Annotated in this window: 5 protein-coding genes and 1 pseudogene; 3 read left to right on the top strand and 3 right to left on the bottom strand. The window is 70.6% G+C overall.

Features of this window, described 5'->3' with window-relative positions; all coding sequences use genetic code 11:
- Window positions 1–276, top strand: a pseudogene (locus IH61_RS42205) (heavy metal translocating P-type ATPase); the annotation flags it as partial.
- A gap of 87 nt (window positions 277–363) precedes the next feature.
- On the opposite strand, the gene IH61_RS0139335 reads toward IH61_RS42205, so the two are convergent.
- The 3 genes from IH61_RS0139335 to IH61_RS0139345 form a co-directional block, all read right to left on the bottom strand.
- Complete coding sequence (locus IH61_RS0139335) at window positions 364–1,083, bottom strand: SDR family NAD(P)-dependent oxidoreductase (RefSeq protein ID WP_031079154.1); 720 nt, start codon at window positions 1,081–1,083, stop codon at window positions 364–366.
- Between the two features lie 543 nt (window positions 1,084–1,626).
- Window positions 1,627–2,916, bottom strand: coding sequence for a citrate synthase (locus IH61_RS0139340; protein ID WP_031079155.1), 1,290 nt, complete (start codon window positions 2,914–2,916; stop codon window positions 1,627–1,629).
- A 226-nt stretch (window positions 2,917–3,142) separates the two neighbouring features.
- Entirely contained in the window at window positions 3,143–5,377 is a 2,235-nt protein-coding gene (locus IH61_RS0139345; protein ID WP_051838771.1) for an ATP-dependent RecD-like DNA helicase, read from the bottom strand.
- A gap of 149 nt (window positions 5,378–5,526) precedes the next feature.
- On the opposite strand from IH61_RS0139345, the gene IH61_RS0139350 reads away from it, so the two are divergent.
- Complete coding sequence (locus IH61_RS0139350; RefSeq protein ID WP_031079157.1) at window positions 5,527–6,318, top strand: VOC family protein; 792 nt, start codon at window positions 5,527–5,529, stop codon at window positions 6,316–6,318.
- Window positions 6,319–6,404: 86 nt separating this feature from the next.
- Window positions 6,405–6,857: a GNAT family N-acetyltransferase gene (locus tag IH61_RS0139355; RefSeq protein ID WP_031079158.1), complete on the top strand. Its 453-nt coding sequence runs from the start codon at window positions 6,405–6,407 to the stop codon at window positions 6,855–6,857.
- Window positions 6,858–7,090: the final 233 nt, after the last annotated feature.

Below are 7,090 nucleotides of genomic sequence, written 5' to 3' on the forward strand. Positions count from 1 at the left end.
GCCATGGGCACCGGCACCGACGCCGCCATCGAGGCCGGCGACCTCACCCTCGTCCGCGGCGACCTGCGCACCGCCGCCGACGCCATCCGACTCTCCCGCCGCACCCTGGCCGTCATCAGGGGCAACCTGTTCTGGGCCTTCGGCTACAACGTCGCCGCGATCCCCCTCGCGGCCGCGGGCCTGCTCAACCCGATGATCGCGGGCGCCGCGATGGCCTTCTCCTCGGTCTTCGTCGTCACCAACAGCCTGCGCCTGCGCCGCTTCCGGCCCTCCTGAGCCACCGAGGCCGAGGGCCCCGGAAACCACCGGGGGCCCTCAGCCCGAAGCGGCACGAAGCGGCACGAAGCTCAACGCGCCGGCAGCTCAACGCCCCAGCAGCTCGCCGCCGTTGCAGTGCAGGATCTCGCCGGTGATGAACCCGGCCTCGGCCGAGGCCAGGAAGTGCACCGCCGCCGCGACCTCCCCCGCGTCCCCGATCCGCCCGAGCAGCGTGCGCGCCGCCCGGCGGGCCACCTCGGGCTCGTCGAGCCGGGGCCCGAAGAACTCGGTGCCGCTGACCGTCCCGGGCGCCACGATGTTCGCCGTGATCCCCGAGGTGCCCAGCTGGGCCGCCAGGAAGTGGTTCCAGGCATGCAGCGACGCCTTGGCCGCGCCGTACGAGCCGGCCCCGCGCAGGGCGGCGATCGAGCTGACGGTGACGACCCGGCCGGAGCCGGGGGCGAGCCGGTCGCGGATGGACTCGGTGAGCAGCACCACGGTGAGCACGTTGCGCTCGAAGTCCCCGCGCCAGCGGGCCAGCAGCGCGTGCGGCCCGATCCCGACGACGGTCTCCCGGCTGCCCGCGTTGTTCACCAACACGTCGATCCGCTCGGGCAGTTCGGCGAGCGCGGCCTCCACGGCGTCCGGATCGGCGAGGTCGCACACCAGCGGGGTGACATCCGGCCCGAGGTCGGCCGCGGCCTTCTCCAGGACCGCACGGCGGCGGCCCACGATCACGACCCGTTCGCCCTCTTCGACGAACCGCCGGGCGACTTCGTACCCGATTCCCGTGCCACCGCCGGTGACGACGACGTTCCTGGCCATCCGCGCACTCCCTCCCTGGTTCCGCCGCCGCGCTACGAGGGTGCACGGCGGTCCGTACCGGAATGCCACGATTCCTATCACGCTCGGTTGCCGTGACTGCGGGGAGGGTGACGTCGCCCGCGGGAGAACGTGTGATATGAGCCCGGTACGCGGTGCACACGGAGCGTGGCGAGAGGCAGCTCACACCCCCCTGGCGTAACTTCTCGCACCCTGATACGTCTTAGGTTGGTAGTGCGGCAGTTTTTTCCGATGGGCCTGGACGGCGAACGGCAACGCGTCCCGGTACTTCCAGCGGCTGTCGCCGACGGGGCTCCGGCGGGCCCCGGGACGGTCGTCGATCTCGACGGCCTTCGCGCACGGCACCGGGCTGCCGGCCGGCTGGGAACGCTTTGAGCGGCCGTTCCCGGTCGCGCCGGCCCCGGAGTCGTGCGCTGTTCGGTTCCGTCCCCGCACCGGCCCTCGGGCCCGCGCGGGGACGCGAAGGGGCCCGGCCGCGCGGTTCGCGGCCGGGCCCCTTCGACGTGCGTCAGGCGTGTGCCCGGGTCAGCGCTGCTCGAGCTCGACGTAGTCGCGGATGGCCACGCCGGTGTAGATCTGGCGCGGACGGCCGATGCGGCTCGTCGGGTCGTCGATCATCTCGTGCCAGTGGGCGATCCAGCCCGGCAGGCGGCCGAGGGCGAACAGCACGGTGAACATGCTGGTCGGGAAGCCCATGGCGCGGTAGATCAGGCCCGTGTAGAAGTCCACGTTCGGGTACAGCTTGCGCGAGATGAAGAAGTCGTCCTTGAGGGCGTGCTCCTCCAGCTTGAGCGCGATGTTCAGCAGCTCGTCGTTCTTGCCGAGCTGGCCGAGGACCTCGTGCGCGAGCTGCTTGACCTGCGCGGCGCGCGGGTCGAACGCCTTGTAGACGCGGTGGCCGAAGCCCATGAGCTTGACGCCGGCTTCCTTGTTCTTCACCTTCGTGATGAACGCGTCGACGTCGCCGCCGTCCTTCTGGATGCTCTCCAGCATCTCGAGCACGGCCTGGTTGGCGCCGCCGTGCAGCGGGCCCCACAGGGCCGAGATGCCGGCCGAGATGGAGGCGAACAGGTTGGCGTGGCTGGAGCCGACCAGGCGCACGGTGGAGGTCGAGCAGTTCTGCTCGTGGTCCGCGTGCAGGATGAGCAGCTTGTCCAGGGCGTTGACGATGACCGGGTTGAGCTCGTAGTCCTCGGCCGGGACGGCGAAGGTCATCCGCAGGAAGTTCTCGACGTAGCTCAGGTCGTTACGCGGGTAGACGAAGGGCTGGCCCATCGCCTTCTTGTACGCGTAGGCGGCGATCGTCGGGAGCTTGGCCAGCAGACGCACGGTCGACAGGTGGCGCTGGCCCGCGTCGAACGGGTTGTGGCTCTCCGGGTAGAACGTCGACAGGGCGCCGACCACCGAGGACAGCATCGCCATCGGGTGGGCGTCCCGCGGGAAGCCCTGGAAGAAGCGCTTGACGTCCTCGTGCAGCAGGGTGTGCTGGGTGATCTCGCGGTTGAACTTCTCCAACTGCGAGGCGTTGGGCAGTTCGCCGTTGATCAGCATGTAGGCGGTCTCGACGAAGCCGCCCTGCGAGGCGAGCTGCTCGATCGGGTAGCCGCGGTACCTCAGGATGCCGTTGTCGCCGTCCACGAAGGTGATCGCGGACTTGTAGGCGGCGGTGTTGCCGAAGCCGTTGTCCAGGGTGACCAGGCCGGTCTGCGGGAGCAGCTTCGAGATGTCGAAGCCGGCGTTGCCCGCAGTGCTCTCGACGACGGGGTACTCGTACTCGCCGTCCTGGTACCGCAGTACTACCGAGTTGTCGCTCACGTCTTCCTCACCGACGAAATGAATCCTCTTCCAAGGTGCCCTGACCATCCTCCACGATCCCCCATCCGGAGGACGACCGCGCACCCGGGGTGGCCCGAAAGGGCCCGCCCCTACAAAACCTCTCGCCGCAGCCGGTACGAACCGGACAAGATCGGCACCACCCTAGGCTCTGCCGTAAATCTCTTCACGTCAAGAGAACATTAGAGGCAACCATCCGGTTGGATAATCATCCAGTCGAGAGCCTATGATCGAGGGCCGCATGCCGCCGACCTGCGCTGACGGCCCGCACGGCCTGCGAGATCGCCTTCCGTGACCCGACCAGCACCACCAGTTTCCTGGCCCTGGTCACAGCGGTGTAGAGCAGGTTCCTCTGGAGCATCGTCCAGGCGGACATAGTGACCGGAATCACCACCACCGGGTACTCACTGCCCTGCGAGCGGTGGATCGTCACCGCGTACGCGTGGGCCAGCTCGTCCAGTTCGTCGAAGTCGTACCCCACCTCCTCGTCCTCGTCGGTGAGCACCGTCAGCCGCTGGTCGTCGACGCTGAGGGCCGTCACCACTCCCACTGTGCCGTTGAAGACGCCGTTGCGCCCCTTGTCGTAGTTGTTGCGGACCTGCGTGACCTTGTCCCCCACCCTGAACGTACGGCCGCCGAAGCGGCGTTCGGCCAGCCCCTCCCGGGCCGGCGTCACCGCCGCCTGAAGCAGCGTGTTCAGGTTCCCCGCGCCCGCCGGGCCCCGGTGCATCGGCGCCAGCACCTGCACGTCCCGGCGCGCGTCGTAGCCGAACCGCTGCGGGATCCGGCGCGCCACCACGTCCACCGTCAGACCGGCCGCCGTCTCCGTGTCCTCCTCCGCGAACAGGAAGAAGTCCGGCAGGCCGTCCGTGCGCGGCACCAGCCCCTCGTTGATCCGGTGCGCGTTGGTCACCACCCCGGACTCCTGCGCCTGCCGGAAGATCCTGGTCAGCCGCACCGAGGGGATCGGCCCGCCCTCGGCCAGCATGTCCCGCAGCACCTCGCCGGCGCCCACCGAGGGCAGCTGGTCCACGTCCCCCACGAACAGCAGGTGCGCGCCCGGTGGCACCGCCTTGACCAGCTTGTTCGCCAGGATCAGGTCCAGCATCGACGCCTCGTCCACGACCACCAGGTCCGCGTCCAGCGGCCGGTCCCGGTCGTAGGCCGCGTCCCCGCCGGGCTTCAGCTCCAGCAGCCGGTGCACCGTCGACGCCTCCGCCCCCGTCAGCTCCGCCAGCCGCTTCGCCGCCCGCCCGGTCGGCGCCGCCAGCACCACCTTGGCCCGCTTCGCCAGCGCCAGCGTCACGATCGACTTCACCGTGAACGACTTGCCGCAGCCCGGACCACCCGTCAGCACCGCCACCTTCTCCGTCAAGGCCAGCCGCACCGACTGCTCCTGCTCCGGCGCCAGTTGGGCCCCCGTCCGCTTCGCCAGCCACTCCAGCGCCACCGGCCAGTCCACGTCCGCGAACCAGGGCATCCGGTCGGTGTCCGAACGCAGCAGCCGCAGCAACTGGTTGGCGAGCGAGATCTCCGCCCGGTGGAACGGCACCAGGTACACCGCCGTGATCGGCTCCCCGCCCTCCCCCGGCACCGACTCGCGCACCACCCCCTCGGCCGCGACCAGCTCCGCCAGGCAGTCGATCACCAGCCCCACGTCCACCTGGAGCAGCTTCACCCCGTCCGCGATCAGCCGCTCCTCCGGCAGGAAGCAGTGCCCCTGGTCGCTGCTCTGCGACAGCGCGAACTGCAGGCCCGCCTTCACCCGCTCCGGGCTGTCGTGCGGGATCCCCACTGCCTGCGCGATCCGGTCCGCCGTCAGGAAGCCGATGCCCCACACGTCCGAGGCCAGCCGGTACGGCTCGTTCCGCACCACCCCGATCGAGCCGTCGCCGTACTGCTTGTAGATGCGCACGGCCAGCGAGGTCGACACCCCCACGCCCTGCAGGAAGACCATCACCTCCTTGATGGCCTTCTGCTCCTCCCAGGCCGCCGCGATCTTCTTCGTCCGCTTCGGCCCCAGCCCCGGCACCTCGATCAGCCGGCCCGGCTCGTTCTCGATCACCTCCAGGGTGTCCACCCCGAAGCGCTCCACGATCCGCTCCGCGAACCGCGGCCCGATCCCCTTGATCAGCCCCGAGCCCAGGTAGCGCTGGATGCCCTGGATCGTCGCCGGCAGCACCGTCGTGTAGTTCTCCACGGTGAACTGCCGCCCGTACTGCGGGTGCGAGCCCCACCGCCCGTGCAGCCGCAGCGACTCCCCGACCTGCGCCCCCAGCAGCGCGCCCACCACCGTCAGCAGGTCGTTCCCGCCCCGGCCGGTGTCCACCCGGGCCACCGTGTAGCCCGTCTCCTCGTTGGCGTACGTGATCCGCTCGAGCACGCCCTCGACCTGCGCCAACTGGCGGTTGGCCTGCTGCCCCGACTGCGCCTGCGTGCCCACCGGAGCCCCCCTTCGACCGGTACGGGTGGACCTATCCGGTACGCACCGTACCGCCCACCTCCGACACCCCGGGAACCCCGCGTGCACGGCCCCCCACCCGGTGCCAGGCTGGACGGGGCCCGCCCCTCCGCGTCCCAGGAGCACCCGCCATGCTCGACACCTCCTACCGCCCCGGCGCCCCCGCCCGGCTCGACCTGGCCACCCCCGACACCCGGGCCTCCGCCGACTTCTACACAGCCCTCTTCGGCTGGACCCACGCCTCCGACGGCCCCGGCAGCGGCGACTACGGCTTCTTCCACCTGCACGGCCGGACGGCCGCCGCCCTCGGCCCCCTCCCCACCCCGGACACCCCGCCCGGCTGGACCCTCCACTTCGCCACCGCCGACGCCGACCGCACCGCCGACCTCGTCCGCCGCGCCGGCGGCCTCGTCCGCTACGGCCCCTACGACGTCCTCACCGCGGGCCGCACCGCCGGCTGCACCGACCCGACCGGCGCCGACTTCGCCCTCTGGCAGCCCCACGACACCCACGGCCTGGACGTCGTCGACGAGCCCGGCAGCCTCTGCTGGACGGAGTGCCGGAGCGTCGACGCCGAACGCGCCGGGTCCTTCTACCGGACGGTCTTCGACTGGCAGGAGCACGACGTCCCCTTCGCCGGCCGCACCTTCACCGTCCTCACCCCCGCCGGCGGCGGCAGCGACGACGCCCACGGCGACCTCGTCCAGCTCGGCCCCGAACACACCGCTCACGGCACCGGCTCGCACTGGCTCCCCTACTTCGAGGTCCCGAGCGTCGACGCCGCCCTCGCCATCGCCGAGAACCTGGGCGCCACCGTCCGCGTCCCCGTCACCGACCTCCCCGGCATGGGCCGCCTCGCCGAGTTGCTCGACCGCCACGGCGCCGCCTTCGCCGTCATCACGAGTGAGAAGCCTCAGGGGTGACGGACCGTTCGTGACCGACAGGGGTCGAGAGCGGCCCTGGAGGGCCCCTGAGCGCCCGGCGTGAGTGGGTCTAGACTCCCGGGACCATGAGCGACCTCACGATCCGCCAGGCAACCGTCAACGACCTGGCCGCCATAGTGGCCATGCTCGCCGACGACCCCCTGGGCGCCACCCGGGAAAGCCCCGACGACCTCGCCCCCTACCGCGCCGCCTTCACCCGCATCGACGCCGACCCCCACCAGCACCTGGTCGTCGCCGAACGCGACGGCCGCGTCATCGGGACCCTCCAGCTCACCGTGACCCCGGGCCTCGCCCGCAAGGGCGCCAGCCGGGCCACCATCGAGGCCGTCCGCATCCACGCCGACGAGCGCGGCAGCGGCCTCGGCACCCAACTGATCGAGTGGGCCGTCTCCTGCTCCCGCAACCTCGGCGCCGTACTCGTCCAGCTCACCTCCGACGCGACCCGCACCGACGCCCACCGCTTCTACGAGCGCCTGGGCTTCCAGCGCTCGCACTACGGATTCAAGCTGATGCTCTGAATCACGGCCCGGATATGCGAAAAGCCCCTGATCCGAATCGGATCAGGGGCTTTTCAGAAGAATTGTTCGGCGGCGTCCTACTCTCCCACAGGGTCCCCCCTGCAGTATCAACCGCACCCAACCCATATGTCTTTGGGGTTGGGGGTCGTTGTTTCAGAACAACACAGTGGACGCGAGCAACTGAGGACAAGCCCTCGGCCTATTAGTACCGGTCAACTCCACCCCTCACGAGG

This window comes from Streptomyces sp. NRRL WC-3742, assembly GCF_000720635.1.
Classification (GTDB): domain Bacteria; phylum Actinomycetota; class Actinomycetes; order Streptomycetales; family Streptomycetaceae; genus Kitasatospora.

Bases quoted from the DNA above. Each gene is read 5' to 3' on its own strand.
- IH61_RS0139335 (WP_031079154.1), bottom strand. From the start codon at position 1,083: ATGGCCAGGAACGTCGTCGTCACCGGCGGTGGCACGGGAATCGGGTAC.
- IH61_RS0139350 (WP_031079157.1), top strand. From the start codon at position 5,527: ATGCTCGACACCTCCTACCGCCCCGGCGCCCCCGCCCGGCTCGACCTG.
- IH61_RS0139355 (WP_031079158.1), top strand. From the start codon at position 6,405: ATGAGCGACCTCACGATCCGCCAGGCAACCGTCAACGACCTGGCCGCC.